This is a genomic window from Janthinobacterium sp. BCJ23 (assembly GCF_059617945.1).
The window spans coordinates 55,870-81,460 of sequence record NZ_JCAQAW010000009.1 but is presented as its reverse complement, the minus strand read 5'-3'; the positions used below and the strand labels follow the sequence as shown (position 1 = coordinate 81,460).

The following is a 25,591-nucleotide window of genomic DNA, read 5'->3' as shown; positions in this document are numbered from 1 at the left end:
TTGCCAGTGTTCACGCATGTCGGCCCGCACGCAAGCGCAGGCGCCGCGCGCTCAGGCCATCGCGCACGGACCATGCCAGCGAGATGGCGCCCATGGCGGCCAGCCACTGGCCGGGTCCGCCGGGCGGCAGGGCCTGCATGGCGGCCGGCAGGGCAAGCCAGCCGGGCAGCGCTTGCAGCAGCAAGGTGGCGATCACGCCCAGGTTGATGAACAGCAGGACGTGCAGGATGCGTTCGGGCACGGGCAAGCGGCGCGTGTCGCCTTCGACCACGGTGTCGCGCAGCGAGACCAGTATCTCCGCCAGCAGCAGTGCCACGGGCCACCAGGCCAGCCAGCCATGCCAGCTGAACAGGCCCAGCGAGGGAAACAGCAGGCCGAAGATGACTTCGCGGGCGCTGTGCAGGCGCTGCTCGGCGGCCGCGCCCGGGCGCGACGGCAGCCGCACGAGCAGCTCGTGGTTGAGGATGACGTCGGCCCCGCCCAGCAGGCCGTGCAGCAGCAGCGCGGCCTGCAGCGCCGTCATGGCTATCCCGTGCCGCGTTGCCGGCGCTTAGCGGCCGGGCTGGCGCTGCGGGACCACGCCCGTGTTGCCCGTGGTGCCGGAATTGCCGGTGTTGCCGGTGTTACCCGACGTGCCAGAGTTGCCGGTATTGCCGGAAGTCCCCGACGTCCCTGACGTGCCCGAAGTCCCCGACGTGCCTGTGCCGCCCGTGTTGCCGTTCATGTTTTGCGTGCCGCTGCGCGCAGCGTTGCCTGCGGACTGGCCGGCGCTGCCCGGGGTACCGCCGCCCGAGTTGGTGCCGCTGGTGGATTGTCCCGTCGTATCATGGTTGCGCGATTTGCCGGATTTCTGCTTCTGCTTCTTGTCATGCTTGCGCGGCGTCGTGTCATCCTGTCGCGTATTTTGCTGCGTATCTTGCTGGGCCGCCGTGCCCGTGTTGCCAGTGTTGCCAGTGTTGCCCGTGGTATTGCTATTGCCCGTCGATTGCGCCTGAGCCAGGGCGGCTGCGCCGCCCAGCAGCAGGGTGGCCAGCATCAATGCAGATGGTTTCATGGGAACTCCTTCTCGTGGCTTGAAGTGGAGTACCGATTCTGGCACGCGCGGGCAGGGCGGCAAGTAGGAGCGCGCCGCCCGCGGCTGTGGGTGCATGGCTGGCCGTGGCGCAGGCGTCAGCGAAATTGCTCGGTCGAAATGTCGAAACGCTTGAGCTTGTCGTACAGGGTTTTCTTTGGAATATTCAGGCTGGCCGCCGCATCGATGACGTTGCCGTTGTGGCGGCGCAAGGCTTCCTCGATGATGGAAATCTCGAACGTGTCCACCTGCTCGGCCAGCGACGCTTCGCGGCAGCCGGCCGGGCTCAGGGTGTCGTCGAGCAGGCCCAGCACGAAGCGGTCTGCCACGTTGTGCAGCTCGCGCACATTGCCGGCCCAGCGCTGCGCCATCAGGGACGCGATCAGCTCGCCGCTGACGAGGGCGGCCGGCTGGCCGTAGCGCAGCGCCGCCTGCAGCACGAAGAATTCGAACAGCAGCGGGATATCCTCGCGCCGGTTGCGCAGGGCCGGCAGGGTCAGGCTGGCCACGTTCAGGCGGTAATACAGGTCGGGACGGAATTTCCCCTGTTCCGCCAGCACATTCAAGTCTTCCTTGGCCGCGGCGATGACGCGGAAATTGACGGAAATGAGTTTATTTGAACCGAGCCGCTCCACCTGCCGCTCCTGCAGCACGCGCAGCAGTTTCACTTGCAGGGCCAGCGGCATGCTTTCGATTTCATCGAGGAACAAGGTGCCGCCGTTCGCGTATTCGATCTTGCCGATGCGCTGGCGCTGCGCGCCCGTAAACGCGCCTTCCTCGTGGCCGAACAGTTCCGATTCGAAGATCGATTCGGGCAGGGCGCCGCAGTTGATCGCCACGAACGGATGGTCGCGCCGCTCGCTGAAGTCGTGCAGGCAGCGGGCAATCAGTTCTTTTCCAGTGCCCGTTTCGCCGAGGATGATGATGTCGGCCGATTTCGGCGCCAGGTTCAGCACCAGCTGGCGCACCTTGGCCATGGCCGCGCTGCGGCCCACGATGCGCGCTTCGATGCCGACGCGCTGCTCAAGCTGGCGGCGCAAGTTCATGTTTTCCAGCACCAGGTGGCGCTTGTCGAGGGCGCGACGGCACACTTCCACGAGCAAGTCGGCGGAAAACGGTTTTTCGATGAAATCGTAGGCGCCACGGCGCATGGCGCCCACGGCCATCGACACGTCGCCGTGGCCCGTGACGAGGATGACGGGCAGGCTGGCATCCTGCGCTACGGCGATATCGAGCAGTTTCAAGCCATCCATGCCGGGCAGCTTGATGTCGCTCAATAAAATGCCGGCAAATTCGGGCACCAGATAGGGCAGCGCCTCCTCGGCCGTGGCAACGGCCGTCACTTGCAAGCCCGCCAGTTCCAGCGATTGCCGTGCGCCCTTGCGCACGACGGCGTCGTCTTCCACCAGCAGCACTTGCATGCCTTCAAAATTATTCTCGTGCATCAGATGTTTCCTTGTCTCTCTCCCCCGGGTCGCAGCTCAGGGTGATGGTAAATTGTGCGCCGCCCCCTTCCTGCGCGCTGCGGTTGCGCACGGCCAGGGCGCTGCCCGCCGCGCGCAGTATGCCAGCGCTGATCGACAAACCCAAGCCCAGCCCGTGTTCCTTGGTGGTATAGAAGGGGTCGAATATCTTGTCGAGCGAGGCCAGCGGGATGCCGGGGCCATTATCGGTGATATGCAGCACGGCAAGGCTGCCTTCGCGGCGCACCTGGAACCAGATTTGCACGGGTTCGTTTTCCGGCACGGCATCCATGGCATTGGTGATCAGGTTGGTAAACACCTGTTCCAAGCCAATGGCGTTGCACAGCACGATGATGTCGTCCTCCAGCCAGCTTTCATGCAGGGTCAAACGCTGCGAGTTCTTGCGTGTACGGATTTGCAGCATGGTTTGCGCGAACGCCTGGCGCACGCTGACGGGCTTGCGCGCATCGTCGCTGCGCCGCGCAAAACCTTTCAGTTGCGACGTCACATAGCCGAGGCGCTTGACGAGGTCGGAAATGGTCGACAGGTTATCGAGCGCATCGTCGATCTGGCCCCGCGCCAGGAAGACCTTGGCATTGTCGGAAAACGTTTGCAGGGCGGCCAGCGGCTGGTTCAGCTCGTGCGTGACGCCTGCCGCCATCTGGCCGATGGCCGCCAGCTTGCCGCTTTGCACCAGTTCCGCCTGGGCATAGCGCAAGGTTTGCTCGGCCCGCTCGCGTTCCGTCACCTCGGCTTGCAGGCGGCCGTTCGCGTGGACCAGGTCGGCCGTGCGCTGCTCGACCTTGATTTCCAGCTGTTCATACGCGCGCGCCAGGGTTTGTTGCGCATTGAGCTTGTCGGCGATGCGGCGCCGGCGCTGGCGCGCATACATCAGGGCCAGCAGCAGCAAGGCCCAGCCCAGCGCGGCGGCGATGGCCGCGTTGCGCGCGGCCTCATTCACCTGGTCGAGTTCGGCCAGCACGGTGATCTGCCATTGCAGCGGCCCCAGCGCGCGGTTCACGGCCAGGTAGTCGGCGCTGCCGGACAGGGCGGGGGTGTCACCCGTCTGCGGACGTTCCAGGGTCATCACACTGGCGCCATCGGCGAACTGGCGGCTGACACGGTGCGGCAGGATGGGCAGATTTTCTTGCAGGAACTGGCGCTGTTCGCTGATGTCTTTCTTGGCGTCCGGCGACAGCGGGGCCAGGGTCTTGAACTTGAAGGCCGGTGTCGTGGCCAGGATGATCACGCCATTCGCATCCTTGACCCAGATCTGTTCGCCCGCGCCGGGCGTGCGCCACGATTGCTCGATCCAGTCCAGGTTGACCTTGGCGGCGACGATGCCGATGATGCGTCCGTTGCGCTGCACGGGCTGCGAAATGAAATAGCCGGCCTCGAAGGTGGAAAAGCCGATACCGTAGAAGCGGCCGATGCCGCCCGCGATGGCGTTCTTGAAATACGGACGAAAACCATAGTTGACGCCCACATACGAGCTGCGGTCCTGCCAGTTGCTCGACGCCAGGGTCGTGCCCTTGTCGTCGAGCACGTAGACGGCAAAGGCGCCCGCGCGGCGGTTCATGTCGACCAGGTAGGCGTTGATTTGCGCGACTTTGTCGGCGCTGGGCTGCTCCAGCAATTGCGCCACCGCATCGCTCTGGGCCACGGCCAGGGGCAGGAATTCGTATTTGTTGAGGGCGCCGCCGATGGACGCCGCGTACAGTTCCGCGCGCGAATCGAGGGTGCGGTGCAATTCGTCGAGCTGGCGCTGCTTGACCCAGGCATACGACGCCCACGTCAGCACGGCCAGCGACCCCACGGCCAGCAGGGGGGCGAGTAGCCTTGGGGTCTGACCCGCCGGGTCAGACCCCAAATAAGTTTGCGGTCGCTTAATCAAGCTCCCTCAATCGGCGGTACTGGCCATGGTTTCGGCATTGTGATGACGCTGTTGCTCTTCCATCACCATCTCGCCCAGCATGCGCTTGAGGCGGTTGAACTCGGGGTCGCTCGGGTCGCGCGGGCGGGGCAGGTCGATGGCCACGTCGCGCTTGATGGTGCCGGGACGGTAGGTCATGACGATGGTGCGGTCGGCCAGGTAGATCGATTCCTCGATCGAGTGCGTGACGAACACGATGGTGGTGCCGAAGACTTTCCAGATTTTCAGCAATTCATCTTGCAGGTTGCGCCGCGTCAAGGCGTCCAGCGCGCCGAACGGTTCATCCATCAGCATGATCGGCGAATCGAGGGCCAGCACGCGGGCGATGGCCACGCGCTGGCGCATGCCGCCCGACAAGTCTTTCGGGTAGCGGGCACGGAATTCCGTCAAGCCCAGCATGCTCAGCAGCATGTCGACCCGTTCCTTGATCTCGGCTGGCGTCTTGCCGGCGATTTCCAGGCCGAAAGCGATATTGCTCTCGATGGTCATCCATGGGAACAGCGCGTATTCCTGGAACACCATGCCGCGGTCGGGGCCGGGTTCGGTGATCAGCTTGCCGCCGGCCAGGATCTGGCCCGACGTCGGTTGCGAGAAGCCGGCGATGGCGTTGAGCAGGGTCGACTTGCCGCAGCCGGACGGTCCCAGCAGGCAGATGAACTCGCCGCTGGCGATTTCCAGGTTGATGTCCTTCAGGGCGATGACGTCCGCGCCGCCCGTGGTGAAGATTTTATTGACTGCATTGATATTGATCGTGGTCATGGCCGTTCCTCTCAGTGTTCCAGGCCGCGGTGCCACTGCAGCAAATGATTATTCAGGGCATTCATGGCGATATCGATGGCCAGGCCGAACAGGCCGATGGTAAACATGCCGGCGATAATCTTGTCGGACCAGAAGTACTCGCGCGCTTCCAGGATGCGGAAACCGAGGCCGCTGTTGACGGCAATCATTTCCGCCACGATCACGACGATGAAGGCCGTGCCCATGCCGATGCGCGCGCCGGCCAGGATGTACGGCGTGGCGGCCGGCAGGATGACGCGGCGGAACATCGTCATCTGGCTGGCGCCCAGGTTGCGCGCGGCGCGGATGTAGATGCCGTCGACCTGGCGCACGCCGGCGATGGTATTCATCAGCACGGGGAAGAAGGAACCGATGCTGATCAGGAAGAAGGCGGGCGGGTTGCCCAGGCCGAACCACAAGATCGCCAGCGGAATGTAGGCGATCGGCGGAATCGGGCGCAGCACCTGCACCAGCGGGTCGAACAGTTTATAGATGGTCTTGTTGGTGCCCATCAGCAGGCCCAGAGGCAAGGCCAGGCCGGCGCCGATGGCAAAGCCGCCCAGCACGCGCGACAGGCTGGCCCAGGCGTCGTGCGGCAATTCGCCGGAGAACATCCACACGAGGTAATGGCCCGCTTCGGGCGTGTACGCTTCCATGGGGATCAGGTATTCATACCATTTTACGACCACGGCGACGGGCGAGGGCAGGATTTGCGGGTTGATCCAGCCGAACGTCGACATGGCTTGCCACAGCAGCAGCACGGCGACGGGCACGGCGGCGCCGTGCGCGAAGCGTTTCATCATTTGAATATTCATCGTGACACTTTCAGATTAGCGAGGTGCGTAGGACTTCTTGGCTTTTTCCAGCAGATCCAGCTTGACCCAATCCTTGGCGGCAGGCGCTTTGGCCATGCGGCCCACGCCGAATTTCACCATGTAGTCGGTGGTCAGCTGCACGTGGCTTTGCGTGATGTCTTCCGTGAAGATGGCGTTGTCGATGGCATCGCGGTAATCGTCGGAGGTGATCTGGTTCTTGAACATCGATTCGCGCACGTATTTTTCCGCCAGTTTCGGATCGGCCAGGAAGGCGCGCGTGGCGGCGACGAAGCAATCCATGAAGCGCTGGGCCACGGCCGGCTTTTCCTTGTACATCTTTTCCGTCATCACGAGCGCGCGCACGGGCTCGCCCAGCGGCGTGTCGTAGGGCTTGATGATGGCCGCGCCATATTTCTTGTGGATGGCCTGGGTCGAGTACGGCTCGGACTGGCTCATGACGTCGATATCCTTGGTCAGCAGCGCCTGGTTCAAGTCCGGGTAGCCCATGTACAAGATCTGCACGTCCTTGCCCGGCTTGTCGGACCAGGTCAGCTTGGCCTTGGTCAATTCGGCAAACAGCAGGATTTCCTGCGGACCGCCGCGCGTGACGCCGACTTTCTTGCCTTTCAGGTCGGCGATACCCTTGATGTTCAGGTCGGGACGGCCGACGATCTGCACGCCGCCCTTGGCAAAACCGCCCACCAGGTACACGGGCAAGCCCGTGGCGCGGCCCGTGATGGCCGCTTCCAGCGCGCTGGCGGACACGTCGATTTCGCCGGCGATCATGGCCGGCACGATGTCGAGGCCCTTGGCGAAAATGCGCTCTTCGATCTTCAGGTCGTATTTCGGCGCGATTTCCTTCATGTAGGCGACGGCGCCGTAATGGGCGAATTTCAGGTTGCCCAGGCGTACGGTATCGGCCGCGTGGACGGCCAGCGGGAATTGCGCGGCCAGGGCGACGGCCACGGCCAGTGCCTTGGTGTTGAGAAAGGACGAGATGCGGAAGGTGCTTGCCATGCTGTTGTCTCCAAAAGGTAGATGGTTTTTATATAGTGGGTCAGGCCGCCGCTCTGATGGCGGCTATGAAAATATAAAAGCATCTTCCGTGCCAGTGGAGCGCATTTTGGCGTTTATTGCAAGTGATTGTTTATAAAGGTTTAATTTGAATCTATTGAAATTGGGAAATGACGAGATTCCGCCTTTCCGCACGGGGAGGGGAAAAACTGTGCGGATTGCCGCATTGTGGCGGGCGGGTTCGATACCGGCTTGCGGGCTCGGAGCAGGTGAACCTAAATGGCGCGGCCGACTCCAATCGTAAAAAAACGCGTTGCAAACAGGCTGGCAACGCGTAACTCCCCCGTGGAGTAGGGGCGGCGCCGCGCGGGCGCCTGATGGATAGCTCTGTCTGCCGGGCTTACTTTGGCGCCGTGGCGGGCGGCAGGGCCGGCGCGGTGGCCGGGTCCGTCAGCGGCGCAGGCGGCGTCGTGCTGCCAGGACCCGCTTCCGGCGTGGCTGGCGCGACAGGGGGCGGCATCACTTGTGGCGCGGAAGCGGGGTTGGGCGCCGTTTCGGGCAGCGGCGCGTCGGCCGGTTTTTTGCAGGCGGACAAGGTGATCAGGGCGGCGGCTGCCAGCAGACTGGGCATATTCATGATGGTTCCTTTGCAAAGTATCAAGATTGGCGCAATGCGGGCGGCGGGTGCCACGCGCGAAGCTTGAATTTATTGCAAGGATGCCGACGCTTCTGTTCGCTATTTCACTTTGTGCGCGTATGCGAGCGCAGCGTTTTTAGACGTCTTTTATAGATGCACTGAGAGAAATAATTCAACAAGGCAATATTTTTCACTTTCTTGCTTCTAATGTTCGTTAACGCACAGACCAGTGAGGAGCAGGATGGCATTCTGTGCCCAGACGCTCAGGATTCGTGGCGTTCTGGTATAAAAATTGCCAAGAACTTAACAATCCGGGCTACCGGCAATCGTTTAAAAGGAGTATTCAAATGCATGCAATGACTCAGTCTCACGTGAAGAGCGAATTAAAGGCAGCGCACCAGGAACTTCGTAGCCCCGAAAAAGGCTCGCAAATGGTAGAACGCGCAGCACCCATCCCCCCGGAACGCATGAATCCCATTTCCATGGCACCGATCGAGCGCGTGCGTTCGACGTCGGCCACCCTGCGCCGCATCGAAAACATGCAAAAGCTGATTGGCGAATTGTCGCTGCACGAGATGCTGGCAGACGAAATCGCCTGGTTCCTCAAGTTTTCGCCATCGGGCGCCCGCAAATACATCCGCGACCTGCGCGAAGCGGGCGTGATCGAACTGGCCCGCTACATCGAAGGCACCGCCACCTATTTGGGCAAGGCAGTGTACCAGCTGACACCGGATCCTGAGCGCGTGCGCGCTTTCCTGGCCGCCATCGTCCAGCCAAAACGCGAAGGCGCGCCACCGCGCAAGGACCGTCCCGGCCTGCGCGAGCAAAGCATGGCAGGCAGCGGCCGTCACTTCCACATCCTGGCCGATGACACGCATTACGCCATCCGCGTCAACCGCGGTCCCGTGACGCGCGATCCGCTGGTGGCAGCCTTGTTCGGAGCGCCGCAGCAAAAATCTGCCGAGTAAAAACGCGTCTGAGCGGCCGCCTGGCGGCTGGCGGGCGGAATGCTTGTGGTTTTGATTCTCAGATGCATGTCGAAAGCCGGGTTGCAACCCGGCTTTTGGCGTTGGGACAGGCCGTTTCATGTCGTCTGATTGAAAAGACTGCAAGCATCCCCATGTGGGCTGGACTGCTGCCCGCAACGCGCGGGTTCACTTGAAGGAGCTTGTCCTTGTCTGCCTACGCCGCCTCGCTATCGTGTCCGCCACTGCCTTGCCTGAAACGGGACTCCGCATGAATCCGCTGCTGTGGATCGCCCTCGTCACGGCTACCATCGTCTTTTCGCTGTGGTTTCCCCGCTGGCGCTTGAAGCGGGCCCTGGCCAGGCCCTTGCCGGCTGAAGGCCTGGCCGTGCTGGAAAAGAATATCCCCGTGTATCCGCGCATGCCGGCGCCGCTGCAGGAGCAGTTGCGCCGTCTCGTCGTGCAATTCCTGTATCAGAAGAAATTCGTCGGTTGCGGCGGCCTGGAGATCACGGACGAGATGCGCTACACCATCGCCGGCCAGGCTTGCCTGCTGCTGCTGAACCGCCAGACGCAGGTGTATCCGGAACTCGACACCATTCTCGTGTATCCCACGGAATTCATCGTCACGCGCGATGAAGTGGGGCCGGGCGGCGTGGTGACGCCATCGGCCAATGGTTTGTTGGGCGAATCCTGGGGCGATGGCAGAGTCGTGCTGGCCTGGGACCATGTGCAGCGCGGGGCGGCCGACTGGACCGATGGACACAATGTCGTGCTGCATGAATTTGCCCACCAGCTCGACAGCGAATCGGGCGCCGCGAATGGCGCGCCGTATTTGCCCAGCGTGTCGAGCTACCGCAGCTGGGCCACCGTGCTGTCGCGCGACTTCGACAACCTGCGCCACGACGCCATCTACCAGCAACACAGCGTGATGGACCATTACGGCGCCACGAATCCCGCCGAATTCTTTGCCGTGGCCACGGAAACCTTCTTTGAAAAACCGTACCAGATGGCCGAGCACCACGAAGAACTGTACGCGCAATTCTTGCAGTACTACAAGGTCGACCCGCGCGACTGGATGGCGCCGCCCGTGGAGCCCGAGCACATGAGCTCGCCGTTTCCCAACTACGCGGCACATTGGTAAACGTTCAGCCCAGCAGCCGCTGTTTCAGCGCGGGATAACTGCTGCGCGACACGGGTATGCCCGTGCTGGTCTGCGTGTCGAGCGCGTATTTGCCGCCCGCCGCGATCTGCAGCCTTTTGAAGCCCAGGCTGTTGACGATGTAGGAGCGGTGCACGCGCAGGAAGTGGGACGGCAGCAGGGCCATGAGCTTGTCGATGGCCAGGTCATGAAAACACTGTTCGCCGCTGCGCAGCACGATATTGCTGTAGTGGCCATCGGCTTGTACATGGTCGATGTCGGCCATGGCGATCCATTCCAGCGCCCCCCGTTTCTTGACGGCCAGCGAGGCCGCTTCCGTATGCCGCCCCGTATAGCGTTGCAGCGCCTTGTGCAGGCGTTCGCGGCTGAAAGGCTTGGCAACGAAGTCGAGCACGCCGAACTCGAAGGCCGTGATCGAGCGTTCCGCATGGGCCGAGACGATGATGGTCTGGAACGGGGCTGTCTGGGCCAGACGCAGCAAGTCATAGCCATCGGCACCGTGCAGGTTCAGATCCAGCAGCAGCAAGTCGACCTGTTCCTGGGCCAGCGCGGCCAGCGCTTGCGGGACATTGTCATGCAGCACCAGCGCCGTCAGGCGTGCGCCGAAATGCGCGCGCACCTCGCGTTCGATGCCTTGCGCGATCAGCGGTTCATCTTCCAGTATCAACACATTCATGGCGCCGCCGGCAAGGTAAAGGTGAGGTGCCAGCCTGGTTGCTGTGGCGCGCTGTCATAGCGGGCGCTGTCGCCAAACACGGCGTGCAGGCTGGCGCGGATGTACTGTTCGCCCACGCCGCCGCCCGCATGCTGGCGTGTCTCGCCTTCGGGCAGGATCAGGGTGAGCACGTGCGTTTGCGCATGGTGTGCGATGCGCAGGATAAAGGTCGCGCCGTGGCGGTAGCGGTTGTGGCTGAACGCATTTTCCAGCGCCGTCAGCAAGGTGGCGGGCGGCACGGTGATGCCCGCCGCCTCGCCATCGAGCTGCAGGCTGCATGGCTGCTGCAGCCGCGTGCTCATGATGCTCAGGTAGTTCTCGCACAGGGCCAGTTCCTGCGTCAGGGCGATGCTGGGCTGCTGGGCGAACTCGTTGAGCATGCGCAACTCGGCGCCCAGTGCCTCGATGAAGGTTTCGGCCGCCTGCGGCGATTGCGCGTTGAGTTCGCTGATCAGGCTCAGGGAATTCATCAGGAAATGCGGTTGCATGCTTTTACGCAAGAGCTGGTTTTCCAGCTGCTGGGCGCGTGCCGCCTTGCTGCGTTCGCGCAGCAGCTGGGCCAGCAGTTGCGCGCACAGGGGCAGCAGCAAGAAGCACACGACGAGGGCGAAGCCGCCTTCGGCAAACTGGCTGCCCGTCAGCAGGAACAGGGCGCACGAGGCCAGCGCGATCAAGGTGCCGCCGAAACTGCCCGGCAGGCGGCGCCACAGGGCGCCCAGGTTGAGCGCCAGGCTCGCTGCCAGGCCCGTCAAGAACATCGACCAGCAGCGCGAGTCGAAATGCGCGGGCAGCGCGCCGGCCAGCGCGATGCCCGCCAGCAGTACCGCCGCCGCCAGCGGCCAGCGCGGCAGCTGGTATGCCGTATAAAAATACAGGGGCAGCAAGGCGGAAAACAGCCAGGTCAGGGCACTGACGGCGTACAGGCGCGGCAAATGCATGGGGTAGGCATAGCCGGCAACGCTGCGCCAGAGTTCCACCACCAGCAGCAGCGCCGCCACCAGGCACAGCGCGGCAAACATGGCCCAGTGCCGCTGCCGCTGGTACAGCGCCGTCAAGGCGAGAAACAGCAGGGCGACGGCACCCAGCGCCCCGGCCAGCAGCAGCGGCGGCAGCCGGTACCAGGCCAGCGCCGCGCGGTAGCCTTGCCGGTCGACCAAGTACAGCGCGTACAGTGGCGACGCCAGGCGTTCAGGCGCCTGCTGCGTCGACAGCAGCAGGCGCAGGTGATGCTTGCCCATGGCCAACTGCCGTGGCCTCAGGTGGATGGCGAAATCGATGTCGCCCGCGCGTTCCCCGCTGGCCTGGCGGGCCGGTTGGCCATTGCTGCCGATCAATATGCCGTCGAGCCAGACTTCGCTGGAAGCCAGCGCCGACAGCACCAGCAGCTGCGTCGACGAGGGCGTGGCGGCCACGGTGAGGTCGCGCTCGACGCACAGCAGCAGGCCCGGCTTGAGCAGCTGGTACAGCGAGGCGGCGGGCGTGGCGCTGGTTGTGCCGCAGGCGCGCCAGCCTTCGGCCAGCGATAGCCTGCCCATGCCCATGGCGAAAGAGGGCAAGGTCAGGCAGCACAGCAGCAGGTAGCGGAAGCAGGAGGGCATGGCGGGCATTGTAGCTGCTCATTTGCCAACCCTTTGCAACATTTTCATCGTGTTCGGTGCCGTTCATGCGGGCCACGTGCATTTCGTGCACGGCCCGCCAACGGTGTGTAAAAGACACTTACCATGCATCAGCGCCGTGCTGTGGACACGGCCCTCACCATGGAATATTAATTATGCAAAGCAGCAAATACTACGGTTTCGCCGGCGCGCTGGCGCTGTTCTGCGGCGCGGCGCAAGCCGCTTCCGCTCCCACTTCTGTTCCCGCTTCTGCTCTGGCCGCGCGCCTGGCCGATTTCGACGGCTGGGTCGCTCAGCGCATGGACAAGGCCCGCATCCCGGGCGTGACCGTCGGGTTCAGCCAGGGCGACGTGGAATGGGTCAAAGGCTATGGCTATGCGGACCTGGAAAACCGCGTGCCGGCCACAGCCCGGTCCAGCTACCGGCTCGCGTCCGTCACCAAGCCCATGACGGCGGTGGCCATCCTGCAACTGGTGGAACAGGGCAAGATCGACCTGGATGCGCCCGTGCAAACGTATGTGCCGTATTTCCCCGTCAAACCGTTTCCCGTGACGGTGCGCCAGTTACTGGGCCACCTGGGCGGCATCGACGCCTACCGTAACAGCAAGGCGGAGAAGCACTTCAAGGAGCACAAGGATACGCGCCAGTCCATCGCCGTCTTCGAGCAGTTCGACCTGATCGCCGAACCGGGCACGCGCTTCCGCTACACCAGCTACGGCTACAACCTGCTGGGCGCCGTCATCGAGAGTGCCTCGGGCGAAAGCTATGGCGGCTACATGCGGCGCCACGTATGGGGGCCGCTGGGCATGGACACGATCGTGATGGATGACCCCGACGCCGTGATCGCCCATCGCGTGCGCGGCTACCGGCTGGCCGGCAAGGAGTGGAAAAATGCGGAATTCGTCGACATCAGCAGCCGCTTTTCCGCCGGCGGCACGCGCGCCAGCGTGCCCGACATGCTGGCGTTCGGCAGGGGCGTGCATGAAGGCAAGATACTCTCGGCGGCCAGCGTGGCCGCCATGGTGCAGCCGATGGCCACGCGCGCCGGCCGCTTGACGGACTATGGCATGGGCTGGGAAGTCGTCCCGACGGGCGGGCGCTACGCGATTGCCCACAGCGGCCAGCAGCCGGAGACCGTCACCTATCTGTACAGTTTTCCCTCGCGCAAGCTCACCGTTGCCGTCGCCGCCAACCTCGAGCGCGTCAATCCCGAGGCGTTCGTGCAGCGCCTGTTCGAAGTCGTCACGGGCGAAGCGTGGCAGCTGAACACGTATATCGCCGATGCGGGCGCACAGCGCGCGTATCAGGTGGCGCAAGGCTTGTTCGAAGAGGGCAGGGCGTACGCCGAGCGCACGGATCAACCGTATGCCGATGCGGCCGCCACGCGCGAAGCATTTACGCAAATCAACCGGCAAGCGCTGGCGCCCGATGCCAGGGCGGCGCGCGCCTACATCGACGCGGCCCGCCATCCCGCAGGCGGCCGCGTGTTTCTCACGGCCGGCGCCAGTATGGCCGGGCAGTTGCACCAGTCGGGCGTCGACCTGAATCAATACGCGCGCGGCGGTGCGCTGGCGTTTGTGCGCGACTATGTCCTGTTGTCGCAAGGAACAAAGGCCGGCGCCTTGCCCCGCTTCGACCCTGCCTTCGAGCAAGCCATCGTGGCCCTGGCCGGCAGCTGGGAACGCACGGCCGCCATCGCCTGGCCGGCCGCGGCCCCATCCATCGCCGCGCTCGATAGCCAGCTGCGCACGGCCTTCCGTGGCCAGCGCGCCTATCCCGATTTCGTGCCCGAGCTGCAGGAACTGGCGCAAGCGTCGGCCGCGCGCGGCGAGGTGGAGGCGGCGCTGGCGGCCAGCCGCCTGGCCGTGGAACTGTATCCGCTCAGCGACCGTGCGCATGCGCTGCAAGGCTTGACCCTGCTGCACGCCGGCAAGACGGAAGCGGCCCTCGCGGCCCTGCGCCTGGCGCTGGAGCGCGATCCGCTCGGTGCGGCCAACCCGGCGGCGCTGAACCTGGAAGCCTACCGTTTGAAAGGCAGCGGCGCCGTGGCGCAAGGCATGGCCGTGCTGCAAGCGGCCGTCCGCCTGCATCCGCGCGACGCGAATCTGCAGGATAGCCTGGCCGAGTTTTATGTCGAGCAAGGCTTGCGCCCGCAGGCTGTCGAGGCCTACCGGCAAGCGCTGCGGCTCGATCCCCGCTATCCGGGCGCCGTGGGCGCAAAAGCGGCGATCATCCGCCTCGCTGGCGAGACGAAGGCGCTGGCGCCTTAGAACAGCTAATGGGCTTTGCGCGCACAACAATTCCTGTCCGATATCCGTAGCCCGTACGGCGCAGCCGCATGATTGATTGGCTGTGTGCGTAACTGTGTGCGTAAGCGAACGGTATCCTGGCGCCGTCCGGCGCACGCTATCGTAGCGGCGCACGGTGCGCCAGCAGCCGACCAGGAGGGCCGTATCATGTCACGCATCATCGCAGGTCATTTTCAGTTGCAGGAGCAGATCGACGCCGCGCGCGCGGCCCTGAACCAGGCGGGCTTTCCCGACAGCCGCATCAGTTCCTTCTTTGTCAACCAGCCGGGCCAGCATGATTTGCACGCGCTTGGCGGCGACCGCGACATGTCGCCTGGGGCCAAGGAAACGCCGGAAGGCGTAGTGGAAGGCGCGGCCGTCGGGGCCGCCGTCGGTGCCGGCATCGGCGCGGCCACCACCCTGGCGACGGGGCCGCTGGGCCCGGTGGTGGGGGCGCTCGTGGGCGCCCATGTGGGTTCGCTCTACAGTTTCAATAAAATGAAAGACGCGGGCGAACCCGAAGCAAATGGCGAGGGTAATGGCGAAAACCGTCGCCAGCCCCGCCATCCGGGCATGCTGATCGCCGTCGCGCTCGGTGGCCCCGACGAGCGCGAACGGGCGCTCGAGACCTTGCACCGTCTCGGCGCCGAGCACATCGAGGAAGCGGAAGGCACGATCGCCAATGGCGACTGGCTGGATTTCGATCCGCTCAGCATACCCGTGCTGGTGGCGTGAATCGGCGCGCCAGCCGCGGAATATGCATAAATTCCGCGCTGCATGAAATTTAGGTATGATCCTTGTTAGTATTCGTAATTATTGGTAAACAATGCCGACAGGGATAGTTTCCGCGCGCCCGAAGTGACACTGGACCAAGGTGACTGCCTGTAGTACTTGCCTCGCATGCTAACGGGTATGAATAGGAGGTCGCGTCATGACACAGGCATGGTTCATTCTGACACGGGCCGATGGGCGCGACATCTGCGCGCCCTCGCCGGCACAGCTGGCCGATGCGCTGGCCGAGGTCTACCGCGGCGGCGCCGTGGCGCAGGATGGCAGCCCGGCCGCCGTCCTGTTGCGTTTTGGTTACGACGATGGCTTGATGTATCAGGTCGAGGTCGCTAGCGGAGGCGAAGTCACTTTCGAGGAATGGTCGGACCGCGATTGCGAAATCGCCCTGGCCAGTCCGCGCCACATGTCGGCCCTGCCGCAGGACGACGCGCTGCAGCTGTGGCAGTGGCTGGCGCAGCGCCAGGTGGCAAAGATCCGCAGCCAGCCCTGGCAGGGCGGCTAGCCCGCCGCTTTCAATACACCCTAGTGCGCCATCAGCACGGGGATCGTCATGCTTTGCAGAATTGTGCGCGTGACGCCACCGAGGATGGTTTCGCGCAGGCGCGAATGGCCATACGCTCCCATTACCAGCAAGTCGGCCGACAGGTCGGCCGCCTGCGACAGCAGCGCCTCGCCGATATCGCCGCGCCGCACGCCACCGCCATCGAGCAAATGCAGCCGCGCTTCCACGCCGTGGCGCGCCAGGTATTGCGTCAGTTCCGCGCCCGGCTGTTCGCCGTGCTCGGCGGCATGCACCTGGGCATCGAAGATGGCCACGTGGACTTGGCCGGCGCGCTGCAGCAGGGGCAGGGCGGCGCTCACGGCGCGGCTCGCTTCCTTGCTGGCGTTCCAGGATATGAGTACATTGCGCGCGGCCGCCGGCGGCGCCAGCAGGGGCAGCGGCGGCGCATACGGCACGATCAGCACGGGACGTCCCGAATGCAGCAGCACGTAGGCGGGAAAGTCGCGCATCACGGACGGTGATTTATCCTTGGCATTGTATTGGCTGATGACGACCAGATCCGCGTAGCGGGCCAGCAGGCTGATGCCGCCAGCCGCCTCATCGTCGAGCACGCGCTGTTCGAACGAAGCGACGCCGGCCGCGCGCACCTGCGCCTCGAAACCGTCGAGGGCGCGCGTGGCCCGGTCGCGCAGGAAGTTCAGGTGCAAGCTCAGGTTCGGGTCGGCATCGAGGTCGGGCTGGTTCTGGTACAGCAGGCGCGACACGCCCGTCAGCGCCACGCCCGTCAGGTGGCCGCCGCAAGCCTGGGCGATGCTGGCCGCTGCTTCGATGCGGGCGGCGCGCCCGGCGCTGTCGTCGATGTGGAGCAATACGGTCTTGTACGTCATGGCTTGTCCTCTCGCTGTGCAGTAGCGGCCATTCTGGCACAGTCCGGGGTGCCGGCCGCGCACGACTGCATCAGGCTGAGCACTTGATCTGGCGCAAGGCTGGCAATAAAAACTGCTCCTACACTTGATGCCACGCAGAACAACCATAACAAGCGGGGAGAGACAGTCATGAAGGAACAAAAGGTAGCGCTGGTCACGGGCGGCATGGGCGGCCTGGGGACGGCCTTGTGCCGCCGCCTGCATGGGGCGGGCTTTGCCGTCGTGGCCGCGCATACGCCGGACAATGCGCGGGTGGCAAGCTGGCTCGACGAGCAGCAGGCGCAGCAGTATTATTTCCATCCGCTGGCCATCGACGTGACGGATTTCGCTGCCTGCAGCGAGGCCGTGGCCAGCGTGCTGGCGCAGTTCGGCCGCATCGACGTGCTCGTCAACAACGCCGGCATCACGCGCGACCAGAGCATGCGCAAGATGGAATTGCCGCACTGGTCCGAGGTCATGCGTACCAATCTCGACAGCCTGTTCAACATGAGCAAGCAGGTGCTCGAACCGATGCTCGAACATAAATGGGGCCGCATCATCAATATCTCGTCCGTCAACGGCCAGAAGGGCGCGTTTGGCCAGTGCAACTACGCGGCCGCGAAGGCGGGCGTGCATGGCTTCAGCAAGGCGCTGGCGCTGGAAGTGGCGCGCCACGGCATCACCGTCAACACGGTCTCGCCCGGCTACCTGCGCACGCAGATGGTGACGGCCGTGCCCGCCGATATCATGGAAACGAAGATCCTGCCGCAAATTCCCCTGGGCCGCCTGGGCGAGCCGGACGAGGTGGCGGCCCTGGTCGCTTACCTGGCGTCCGACGAGGCCGCGTTTGTGACGGGCGCGAACATCGCCATCAATGGCGGACAGCACATGAGTTAAGCAAGCATACAGCTTGCACAGAGGCAATGGCAGTAGAGGAGACCCGTCCACCCAGCCGGCGCACAGACGCTGGCGGCGGACGGCAGGCAATGGCAGTCACGCTGGAAAACAAGGGCAGGGCAGCGATGCCTTGCCCTTTGTTGTTGCGCAGTCATGCAGCCGTTATGGTACCGGGCGCCGGGCTTTTTCCAGCCGCGTCTGGCAATCGATGCACAGGCGCGCTTCGGGGCGGGCGTTCAGGCGCGACAGGCCGATGGCTTCGCCGCAGTTGTCGCACAGGCCGTAGCTGCCATCGGCAAACTTGGCCAGCGCGTGCTTGATGATGGCCAGCTGCGCCTGATTGTGCTCGGCCGCTTCGCTGACGAGGGCGTTCAAGGTGCGCACGCTGGCGTTGTCGGCCGGCGAGGCTTCGATTTCATTGAGCAAGGAGGCGCGCGCGTCCGCTTCGGCCGCTTCGTTCTCGATCTGTTCCAGCAACGCCAGCTTGCGTTGCTCCAGCACGCCCTGCAGGCGCTGCAGCTGGTCTTGCGGCAATCCATTCATGGCCATCACCCGGTAGAGGTTACTTCCATCATGGTAGTCCAAGATTGGCGGCTCTGCTTGCGCTACCACCCGCGCCGCGTTTGATGCGGCGCAGGCTGGCAGCGGCCATTCTATGCTGGCTCTTTCAGGCAGTTGACCATCCAGGCGACGCCGAACTGGTCTTTCAACATGCCGAAGCGCTTGGCCCAGAACGTTTCTTCCATGGGCATCTGGATGGTGCCGTCACGCGCCAGCGCGTCGAAGGCCCGTTCCGCCTCTTCCGGCGTATCGACGGTCAGGCAGATCGAGCTGCCGTGCATGCCCTTGGCGCCATCCTCGGTACAGCCGCCGTCTGAACCCATCAGCATGGTGGGACCCAGCTGCACGGAGCCGTGCATGATCTTGTCATACCAGTCTTCCTTGACTTGCTCCTGGCCCGGGGTGCCCCGGAATGGCATCAGGCACAGGTCGGTGCCATGCAGGTGCTGGCGGTAGTATTCGAGCGCTTGCGCGCAGTTTCCATTGAATTGCAAATACGGTTCGATACGCATCTTGGTCTCCTCTGGTCATCGTCCCGCAGGCACGATTGCCACGCGGGGGAGGTCCCAGTATAGGCGCTCGCCAGCCGATTTCAATCACTCCGGGGCCATCTCTTGCAGCCGCTCACGCACCTTGCCCAGGGTGCTGAGGATGCGTTCGGGACTGCCGGCGAGCACGGCGCTGCCCAGGTGCAACAAGCTCGTCGCCAGGCTGATCCAGTGCCGCACGTCGTCGTTGCGGGCGATGCGCAGGCGTACCGTGTCGAGCAGGCCGCTGAGCTGGCGCTGCGCCGTTTCCAGGCCCGCCACTGTGTGCCCGGCCGCATCGGCATACAGCTGATTGGCTTGCTGGCGCAAGGCCACCTCCAGGGCGAAGACGGCTTGCGCCTGGCTGTGGCTGATGCCGTCGGCCCCCTGGCTGGCGCGCTTGCGGATGGCGCGCATGACGGCGCCGTGCAGGGTGACGGCCGCCTGCGACAGGCTGTCGGCCAGTTGCTCGACGCGCATGGCGCTGCTGAGAGCCGCTTCGCGGCGTTCGCTGTTGCTGCTCCTGCCTACCGATCCGTCCATTGTGCCTCCGTGGTGGTGAGGGTAGCGGCGAGCCGGGCGTGTTCGCGCCCCAGTGCCGCCAGTTGCCGGCGCGCCAGGGTATGGCGCAAGCCAGCCAGGCGGTATTCCTCGGTTTTGCTTTGCTGCATGTTTTTCGCCAGCACGGCCAGCAGGCGCTGCTGCGGCGTGTCCGCATACGCGATTTCCACGTCGAGCAAGCCGAGCACCATGTCGCGCTCGTTGTCGCCGCTTTTGTCGTACAGCGCCAGCAAGCTGTCGAGCGCGGCCAGCAAGGCTTGCAGCGGCGCGTCGCCATCGTGCAGCACTTGCGCCAGGTGCGCCTGCTGACTGGCCGCGCTGCTCAGGCGCGACAGTTGCTGCAGCAACTGGGTATAGGCGCTGACATGGTGGTCGTCGATGCCGCTATCCGGCCAGGTGCGGATGGCGGCGCCGGCGCCCGCCAGTTCCGGCCGCACGTCATACGCGTCGGCATCGGCCAGCCGGCCCAGCGCCTGCAGGTACAGGCGCACGGCTTGCACCAGGCGTGCGGCGTCCGCCTGCGCGGCGCGGCGCTGCGCATCGAGCAGGCGTTCGCGCGCGTCTTCGGCCGGCGACAGATAGGGGCGGGCGCGCTGGTAGCTGTCCACGTGGCGCTGCGACAGTTCGCTGAAGGCGCTCAAGGCATCGGTGCCGGCCGCCAGGGCGCGCACATGCGCCAGCTCGGGGCGCGCGGTGGCGCAGCCGCACAGCACGGCAGCCAGGAAGAGGCTCAGGTACAGGTGCAGGTAAAGAGCGCGGCGATGGCGGGCGGGCATGGCAAACACGTCACCTCTCGACAGGAAATACTGTATGGAAAGGTATTGTCGTGCCGGCCTGCGCAACCCGCCTTGTGCGGGCGCAAGCAGGCTGCGATCAGGCGCCCGTCAATTGCTCGCGCCAGCCCAGTCCGGCAACGGTGTCGCTGGCGGGACGGTATTCGCAGCCGACCCAGCCTGCGTAGCCGACCTGGTCCAGCAGCTTGAACAGGTGGCGGTAGTTGATCTCGCCCGTGCCCGGTTCGTGGCGGCCCGGCGTGTCGGCGATCTGGATGTGGCGGATCAGGGGCAGCATGGCGCGGATGGTGTTGCTCAGCTCGCCCTCCATGCGCTGCATGTGATAAATGTCGTACTGCAGGAAGATATTGCTGCGCTGGCAGTCGGCGATGATGTCGGCCGCCTGCTGGCTATGGTTCAGGAAGTAACCGGGCATGTCGTGGTGGTTGATCGGCTCGATCAGCACGTTGATGCCATGCGGACGGCAGGCTTCGGCCGCAAATTGCAGGTTGCCGATCAGGCTTTGCCGCGCCCGCTCCAGGCTCATGCCGGGCGGCACGATGCCGGACATGCAGTGCAGCTGTTTTGCCCCGAGCGCCAGCGCATAGTTGAGCGCCAGCTGCACGTTGCTGCGGAATTCCTCGCCCCGGCGCGGGTCGCAGGCAATGCCACGCTCGCCATGCTCCCAGTCGCCGGGCGGAAAGTTGAAGAGGGCCAGCTGCAGATGGTGAGTTTCCAGCCGCATGGCGATCTGCCGCGCCTCGACGGCATAGGGAAACAGGAATTCAACGGCATCGAAGCCCGCTTCCCTGGCGGCGGCAAAGCGGTCGAGGAAGGGCAGTTCGGTAAACATCATGCTGAGGTTGGCAGCGAAGTTCGGCATGGCGGCACGCAGGTGAGGGCAATGGACACTATCCTAGCCCAAATCGGCAATTGGTGGCGGGCATGAAAAAACCGTTCCAGAAACAAGTTCTGGAACGGTTTTGATTGCTGCGATACGCTTACCTGCGGGTATTAACGGCCGCGACCGCCGGAACGGTGCGATGCTGCCGAACGCGGCGCATTGCCGCTGCGGTTACCGCCGCCACCGCCGCCCGATGGGCCGGCGCTGCGTGGCTTGGCGCCGCTGCCGCCGGTTTTCACGCGCACGACGGCGCCCGCTGGCGCGCGGCTGTTGTTGCGGTGGCCACCGGTGCCGCTGCGCAATTGCACAGGCTGGGCGCGGGCGTTCAGGTCGGGCTCGAAGCCTTCGATGACTTCGCGCGGCAGGGTTTGCTTGATCAGCTTTTCAATGTCTTTCAACATTTCGTGCTCATCCACGCAAACCAGCGACACGGCTTCGCCCTTGGCGCCGGCACGGCCCGTACGGCCGATACGGTGCACATAGTCTTCCGGAATGTTCGGCAAGTCGTAGTTGACGACGTGCGGCAACTGGTCGATATCGATACCGCGCGCGGCGATGTCGGTGGCGACCAGCACTTGCAGGGTGCCATCCTTGAACTCGGACAGCGCGCGCGTGCGCGCCGACTGGCTCTTGTTGCCGTGGATGGCCAGGGCGCCGATGCCGTCCGCGCCCAGCTGTTCGACCAGTTTATTGGCGCCATGCTTGGTGCGCGTAAATACTAGCACTTGCGTCCAGTTGTTCGATTTGATCAGGTAGGACAGCATCGGGTGCTTCTTGTCGCGGTCGACCGGATGGATCTTTTGCTTGATCACTTCCACGGTCGAATTGCGGCGCGCCACTTCGATCATGGCTGGCTTGTTCAGCAAGCCGTCGGCCAGGGCCTTGATCTCTTCCGAGAACGTGGCCGAGAACAGCAGGTTCTGGCGTTTTGGCGGCAGTACTGCCAGCACTTTCTTGATGTCGCGGATGAAACCCATGTCGAGCATGCGGTCGGCTTCGTCGAGAATCAGGATTTCCACTTTCGACAGGTCGACCGTGCCCTGGCCCATGTGGTCCAGCAAGCGGCCCGGCGTGGCGACGAGGATGTCGACGCCATGCTTGAGCTGCTTGATTTGCGGGTTGATGCCGACGCCGCCGAAAATCACGGTCGAGTTCAATTTGGTGTACTTGCTGTAGGCGCGCACGCTTTCCTCGACCTGCGCGGCGAGTTCGCGCGTCGGGGCCAGGATCAGGGCGCGGATAGGGCGCGTCGAGGTGTTGCTGGTGATGGATGCGCCATTGGCGTCCGTCGACAGGCGGTGCAGCACGGGCAGGGTGAAGCCGGCCGTCTTGCCGGTACCGGTTTGTGCGCCGGCCAGCAAGTCGCCGCCAGCCAGCACGGCGGGAATCGCCTGCGACTGGATCGGGGTCGGCACGGTGTAGCCGTGTTCGGTAACGGCACGTACGATAGCGTCGGACAATCCGAGGGAGGAAAAGGACATGGTAACTTTATTGTGAGATCGGCCTGTCGCCATCGTGAGGCGCCAGTCGCAGGCAATCAGATTAGGGGTCGAAAGACAGCGGCAAGGGGACTGGTCATATGTGCCGCACACGCGAAGTATAACAGCCTGGCAAAAACGCGCCTGTTTTGTTTCAGGTTTGCAATGTCGCAAGTAAAGAAAAGGTGTTTAGTCGTCGATCTCGCCGACGGTGTAGCGCACGCCGTGCGTATCAAACCAGGCGCGCAGGGCTTCCAGGCCGTGCCACGGCTCCGGGCGCAGGTACTGGCAGATATACAGGCCGGCCTCCGTCAGCCTGGCGTCGGTATCGGGCATGGCGCCGGGCGCCTGCGGCCGTGCCGCCAGCAGCTGCGCGATGTGCTGGCGCTGCTCTGGCGTCAGGCTGGCCGCGATCCTGAATTCAAATCCCATGTTTTCTCCTTGAGGACAGGCTGTTGTCGCGGCCATTTTTTAATTATCGAAAAAATTGCATATAGCTTGGCATTCTTTCCGTTTTTGTTTTCAAAGTATCTCGTCCATACTGCATAGCACTGGCCCGGCACACACAGCGTGACGCAAGGGCAGGAGCAGCAGCACCGTATAACGACATCCGTATTTTTATATTCAATTATTTTCACTAAGGAAAGCATCATGCCTATCGCCACCGCCCAAGCCGCACAAAAACTGCTGACCCCGAACGATCATACCCTGATCATGATCGACCACCAGTCGCAGATGGCGTTCGCCACGCGCTCCATCGACCTGGCCCTGCTGCGCAATAATGCGGCTCTGGTGGCCAAGGCGGCGGCGGAATTCAAGGTGCCGACGATTTTGACGACGGTGGCCGCCAAATCGTTCTCCGGCCCGATCTTCGACGAGATCCAGTCCGTCTTCCCGGATCAGGCGCCGATCGACCGCACCAGCATGAACACCTGGGAAGACGCGCGCATCGCCGACAAGGTGAATGGCTACGGCAAGGGCAAGATCGTGCTGGCCGGCCTGTGGACGTCCGTCTGCATCGTGGGCCCTGCGCTGTCCGCGCTGGAGCAGGGTTTTGAGGTCTACGTGATCGCCGACGCCAGCGGCGACGTTTCCGACGAAGCGCATGCGATGGCCATGCAGCGCATGATACAGGCGGGTGCGCAGCCGATGACGTCCGTGCAATACTTGCTGGAACTGCAGCGCGACTGGGCCCGCGGCGAGACCTACAATGAGACGGTGGCGACGGCCGTGGCGCACGGCGGCGGCTATGGCCTGGGCCTGATCTACGCCAAATCGATGTTCAACGCCAGCGAAGGCCATTGATTTTTCACTGACTGTGACTCCGCCGCCCGCCGGCGGGGCCGTGTTTTCATTTGATCCGGGAGTTCCCATGCACGCAAACACCATCTTGCTCAACGGCCGTTTCCACACGGTCGACAGGACGCAGCCGCTGGCGTCCGCCGTCGCCATCGCCGATGGCAAATTTCTCGCCGTGGGCGACGTGGAAGACGTGATGCGCCATCGCGGCCCCGCCACGCAGGTGATCGACCTCGATGGCCGCACGGTGATTCCCGGCCTGAACGACTCGCATTTGCACCTGATCCGCGGCGGCTTGAACTACAACCTGGAATTGCGCTGGGAAGGCGTGCCGTCGCTGGCCGACGCCTTGCGCATGCTGAAGGAACAGGCCTTGCGCACGCCGAACCCGCAATGGGTGCGCGTCGTCGGCGGCTGGACGGAATTCCAGTTCGCGGAAAAGCGCATGCCGACCCTCGATGAAATCAACGCGGCCGCGCCTGATACCCCCGTCTTCATCCTGCACCTGTACGACCGCGCATTGCTGAACCGCGCTGCCCTGCGCGCCGTCGGCTATGACAAGAACACGCCGAACCCGCCCGGCGGCGAAATCGTGCGCGATGCGGCCGGCAACCCGACGGGCTTGCTGATCGCCCGCCCGAACGCCATGATCCTGTATGCGACCCTGGCGAAAGGCCCCAAGCTGCCGCTGGAATTGCAAGTGAACTCCACGCGCCAGTTCATGCGCGAATTGAACCGCCTCGGCATCACCAGCGCCATCGACGCGGGCGGCGGCTTCCAGAATTATCCCGAGGATTACGCCGTCGTCGACGAGCTGGCGCAGAAAGAGCAGCTGACCATCCGCATCGCCTACAACCTGTTCACGCAAAACAAGGGCGCGGAACTGCAGGACTTCCAGAAGTGGACGGGCATGATCAAGCCCGGTGACGGCACGGACTTTTACCGGCATAACGGCGCCGGCGAAATGCTCGTGTTTTCCGCCGCCGACTTCGAGGATTTCCTCGAACCGCGCCCGGAGCTGGCGGCCGGCATGGAAGACGAGCTGGAAAAGGTCGTGCGCCACCTGGTCGAGCAGCGCTGGCCGTTCCGCCTGCACGCCACCTATGACGAATCGATCAGCCGCATGCTCGACGTGTTTGAAAGGGTCAACCGCGACACGCCGTTCGGCGGCTTGCACTGGCTGTTCGATCATGCTGAAACCATCAGCCCGCGCAATATCGACCGGGTCAAGGCGCTGGGCGGCGGCCTGGCCATCCAGCACCGCATGGCGTTCCAGGGCGAGTACTTCGTCGAGCGTTACGGCGCGGACGCGGCCAAGGCCACGCCGCCCGTGCAGCGCATGCTCGACGCGGGCGTGCCCGTGGGCGGCGGCACGGACGCCACGCGGGTCGCCAGCTACAACCCGTGGACGGCGCTGTACTGGCTGGTCTCGGGGCGCACCGTGGGCGGCCTGGCCCTGACGGATGCGGCGGGCAGACTGTCGCGCGACACGGCGCTGGAACTGTGGACGGCGGGCAGCGCCTGGTTCTCCAGCGAGCAAGGCAAGAAGGGGCGCATCCGCGAGGGCATGCTGGCCGACCTGTCCGTGCTGTCGGCCGATTATTTCACGGTGCCGGAAGAGGCGATCAAGTCCATCGAATCCGTGCTGACCATGGTGGGCGGCAAGGTCGTCTACGGTCAGGCGGAGTTCACCAATCTGGCGCCGCCACCGATTCCCGTACTGCCAGAGTGGTCGCCCGTGCGCACGGTGCCCGGCCATTACCGGCCCGTGGCGAAGCAGGCGCAAGCCGCCATGCCGCACCAGTGCGCGGGCGCTTGCGGGGTGCATGCCCACGCCCACGACCGGGCGCGCAAGTCGGCCGTGCCGATCAGCGATTTTTCCGGCTTCTGGGGCACCCTGGGCTGCAGCTGCTTCGCCTTCTAGGAGCTGGTCGGGCC

At 64.2% G+C, this 25,591-nt stretch carries 26 protein-coding genes; 8 read left to right on the top strand and 18 right to left on the bottom strand.

The genetic code is table 11. The features are described from left to right. Nucleotides 1-10 precede the first annotated feature (10 nt). The 8 genes from AC54AG_RS23415 to AC54AG_RS23380 form a co-directional block, all read right to left on the bottom strand. Nucleotides 11-523, bottom strand: a complete 513-nt coding sequence (locus AC54AG_RS23415; protein ID WP_072456438.1) for a hypothetical protein — start codon at nt 521-523, stop codon at nt 11-13. Between the two features lie 27 nt (nt 524-550). Next, on the bottom strand, nt 551-1,054 hold the full coding sequence (locus tag AC54AG_RS23410; RefSeq protein ID WP_496631709.1) for a hypothetical protein: 504 nt from the start codon (nt 1,052-1,054) through the stop codon (nt 551-553). 116 nt (nt 1,055-1,170) lie between these two features. Then, a complete protein-coding gene (locus AC54AG_RS23405) occupies nt 1,171-2,517 on the bottom strand; it encodes a sigma-54-dependent transcriptional regulator (protein WP_034758888.1) in 1,347 nt (448 codons plus the stop codon). Then, entirely contained in the window at nt 2,504-4,405 is a 1,902-nt protein-coding gene (locus AC54AG_RS23400; RefSeq protein ID WP_496631708.1) for a sensor histidine kinase, read from the bottom strand. The genes AC54AG_RS23405 and AC54AG_RS23400 overlap by 14 nt, the downstream gene beginning before the upstream one ends. Before the next feature lie 30 nt (nt 4,406-4,435). Continuing rightward, nucleotides 4,436-5,227, bottom strand: coding sequence for an ABC transporter ATP-binding protein (locus tag AC54AG_RS23395; protein ID WP_034786306.1), 792 nt, complete (start codon nt 5,225-5,227; stop codon nt 4,436-4,438). A gap of 11 nt (nt 5,228-5,238) precedes the next feature. Continuing rightward, on the bottom strand, nt 5,239-6,048 hold the full coding sequence (locus AC54AG_RS23390) for an ABC transporter permease (RefSeq protein ID WP_496631707.1): 810 nt from the start codon (nt 6,046-6,048) through the stop codon (nt 5,239-5,241). Nucleotides 6,049-6,075: 27 nt separating this feature from the next. Then, complete coding sequence (locus tag AC54AG_RS23385; RefSeq protein WP_070304092.1) at nt 6,076-7,077, bottom strand: ABC transporter substrate-binding protein; 1,002 nt, start codon at nt 7,075-7,077, stop codon at nt 6,076-6,078. Nucleotides 7,078-7,474: 397 nt separating this feature from the next. Continuing rightward, nucleotides 7,475-7,711 carry a hypothetical protein gene (locus AC54AG_RS23380; protein WP_034758874.1) on the bottom strand — a complete coding sequence of 79 codons (237 nt, stop codon included), beginning with the start codon at nt 7,709-7,711 and terminating at the stop codon, nt 7,475-7,477. A gap of 467 nt (nt 7,712-8,178) precedes the next feature. On the opposite strand from AC54AG_RS23380, the gene AC54AG_RS23375 reads away from it, so the two are divergent. Both AC54AG_RS23375 and AC54AG_RS23370 read left to right on the top strand, forming a co-directional pair. Further along, nucleotides 8,179-8,679, top strand: a complete 501-nt coding sequence (locus AC54AG_RS23375; protein WP_223278908.1) for a winged helix-turn-helix domain-containing protein — start codon at nt 8,179-8,181, stop codon at nt 8,677-8,679. A gap of 268 nt (nt 8,680-8,947) precedes the next feature. After that, nucleotides 8,948-9,820: a M90 family metallopeptidase gene (locus AC54AG_RS23370; RefSeq protein ID WP_496631706.1), complete on the top strand. Its 873-nt coding sequence runs from the start codon at nt 8,948-8,950 to the stop codon at nt 9,818-9,820. A 4-nt stretch (nt 9,821-9,824) separates the two neighbouring features. Here AC54AG_RS23370 and AC54AG_RS23365 read toward each other — a convergent pair whose 3' ends face one another. Beyond that, entirely contained in the window at nt 9,825-10,514 is a 690-nt protein-coding gene (locus tag AC54AG_RS23365) for a LytR/AlgR family response regulator transcription factor (RefSeq protein WP_496631705.1), read from the bottom strand. After that, nucleotides 10,511-12,160, bottom strand: coding sequence for a histidine kinase (locus AC54AG_RS23360; RefSeq protein ID WP_496631704.1), 1,650 nt, complete (start codon nt 12,158-12,160; stop codon nt 10,511-10,513). The genes AC54AG_RS23365 and AC54AG_RS23360 overlap by 4 nt, the downstream gene beginning before the upstream one ends. A gap of 164 nt (nt 12,161-12,324) precedes the next feature. On the opposite strand from AC54AG_RS23360, the gene AC54AG_RS23355 reads away from it, so the two are divergent. The 3 genes from AC54AG_RS23355 to AC54AG_RS23345 all read left to right on the top strand — a co-directional run bounded on the left by AC54AG_RS23355 (nt 12,325) and on the right by AC54AG_RS23345 (nt 15,748). Next, entirely contained in the window at nt 12,325-14,439 is a 2,115-nt protein-coding gene (locus AC54AG_RS23355; protein ID WP_496631703.1) for a serine hydrolase domain-containing protein, read from the top strand. Nucleotides 14,440-14,625: 186 nt separating this feature from the next. Further along, nucleotides 14,626-15,192, top strand: coding sequence for a glycine zipper domain-containing protein (locus AC54AG_RS23350; protein WP_034758864.1), 567 nt, complete (start codon nt 14,626-14,628; stop codon nt 15,190-15,192). A gap of 196 nt (nt 15,193-15,388) precedes the next feature. Further along, nucleotides 15,389-15,748, top strand: coding sequence for a hypothetical protein (locus AC54AG_RS23345; RefSeq protein ID WP_034758862.1), 360 nt, complete (start codon nt 15,389-15,391; stop codon nt 15,746-15,748). A 20-nt stretch (nt 15,749-15,768) separates the two neighbouring features. Here the strand turns inward: AC54AG_RS23345 and AC54AG_RS23340 are convergent, their stop codons facing one another. Next, complete coding sequence (locus AC54AG_RS23340; RefSeq protein ID WP_034758861.1) at nt 15,769-16,635, bottom strand: universal stress protein; 867 nt, start codon at nt 16,633-16,635, stop codon at nt 15,769-15,771. A 168-nt stretch (nt 16,636-16,803) separates the two neighbouring features. Between AC54AG_RS23340 and phbB the strand changes: the two genes are divergently transcribed. Continuing rightward, nucleotides 16,804-17,550 carry an acetoacetyl-CoA reductase gene (gene phbB, locus AC54AG_RS23335; RefSeq protein WP_034758859.1) on the top strand — a complete coding sequence of 249 codons (747 nt, stop codon included), beginning with the start codon at nt 16,804-16,806 and terminating at the stop codon, nt 17,548-17,550. A 162-nt stretch (nt 17,551-17,712) separates the two neighbouring features. Here phbB and AC54AG_RS23330 read toward each other — a convergent pair whose 3' ends face one another. From AC54AG_RS23330 to AC54AG_RS23300, 7 genes are all read right to left on the bottom strand, one after another. Then, complete coding sequence (locus AC54AG_RS23330; protein ID WP_034759509.1) at nt 17,713-18,093, bottom strand: TraR/DksA family transcriptional regulator; 381 nt, start codon at nt 18,091-18,093, stop codon at nt 17,713-17,715. Nucleotides 18,094-18,203: 110 nt separating this feature from the next. Further along, entirely contained in the window at nt 18,204-18,623 is a 420-nt protein-coding gene (locus tag AC54AG_RS23325; RefSeq protein ID WP_034758858.1) for a VOC family protein, read from the bottom strand. Nucleotides 18,624-18,707: 84 nt separating this feature from the next. After that, a complete protein-coding gene (locus tag AC54AG_RS23320) occupies nt 18,708-19,181 on the bottom strand; it encodes a hypothetical protein (RefSeq protein WP_331778831.1) in 474 nt (157 codons plus the stop codon). Next, nucleotides 19,166-19,975 carry a hypothetical protein gene (locus AC54AG_RS23315; RefSeq protein ID WP_331778832.1) on the bottom strand — a complete coding sequence of 270 codons (810 nt, stop codon included), beginning with the start codon at nt 19,973-19,975 and terminating at the stop codon, nt 19,166-19,168. Before AC54AG_RS23315 ends, AC54AG_RS23320 begins: the two co-directional genes overlap by 16 nt. Before the next feature lie 97 nt (nt 19,976-20,072). Continuing rightward, nucleotides 20,073-20,855 carry a 2-oxo-tetronate isomerase gene (gene otnI, locus AC54AG_RS23310; protein ID WP_331778833.1) on the bottom strand — a complete coding sequence of 261 codons (783 nt, stop codon included), beginning with the start codon at nt 20,853-20,855 and terminating at the stop codon, nt 20,073-20,075. A gap of 131 nt (nt 20,856-20,986) precedes the next feature. Beyond that, nucleotides 20,987-22,357, bottom strand: a complete 1,371-nt coding sequence (locus AC54AG_RS23305; RefSeq protein WP_034758850.1) for a DEAD/DEAH box helicase — start codon at nt 22,355-22,357, stop codon at nt 20,987-20,989. Nucleotides 22,358-22,543: 186 nt separating this feature from the next. Continuing rightward, nucleotides 22,544-22,786 (bottom strand): hypothetical protein, encoded by a 243-nt coding sequence (locus AC54AG_RS23300; RefSeq protein ID WP_331778834.1) that lies wholly within the window; start codon nt 22,784-22,786, stop codon nt 22,544-22,546. 219 nt (nt 22,787-23,005) lie between these two features. On the opposite strand from AC54AG_RS23300, the gene AC54AG_RS23295 reads away from it, so the two are divergent. Both AC54AG_RS23295 and AC54AG_RS23290 read left to right on the top strand, forming a co-directional pair. Beyond that, nucleotides 23,006-23,659 carry a hydrolase gene (locus tag AC54AG_RS23295; protein ID WP_034758835.1) on the top strand — a complete coding sequence of 218 codons (654 nt, stop codon included), beginning with the start codon at nt 23,006-23,008 and terminating at the stop codon, nt 23,657-23,659. 67 nt (nt 23,660-23,726) lie between these two features. Next, nucleotides 23,727-25,577: an amidohydrolase gene (locus AC54AG_RS23290; protein ID WP_496631702.1), complete on the top strand. Its 1,851-nt coding sequence runs from the start codon at nt 23,727-23,729 to the stop codon at nt 25,575-25,577. Nucleotides 25,578-25,591: the final 14 nt, after the last annotated feature.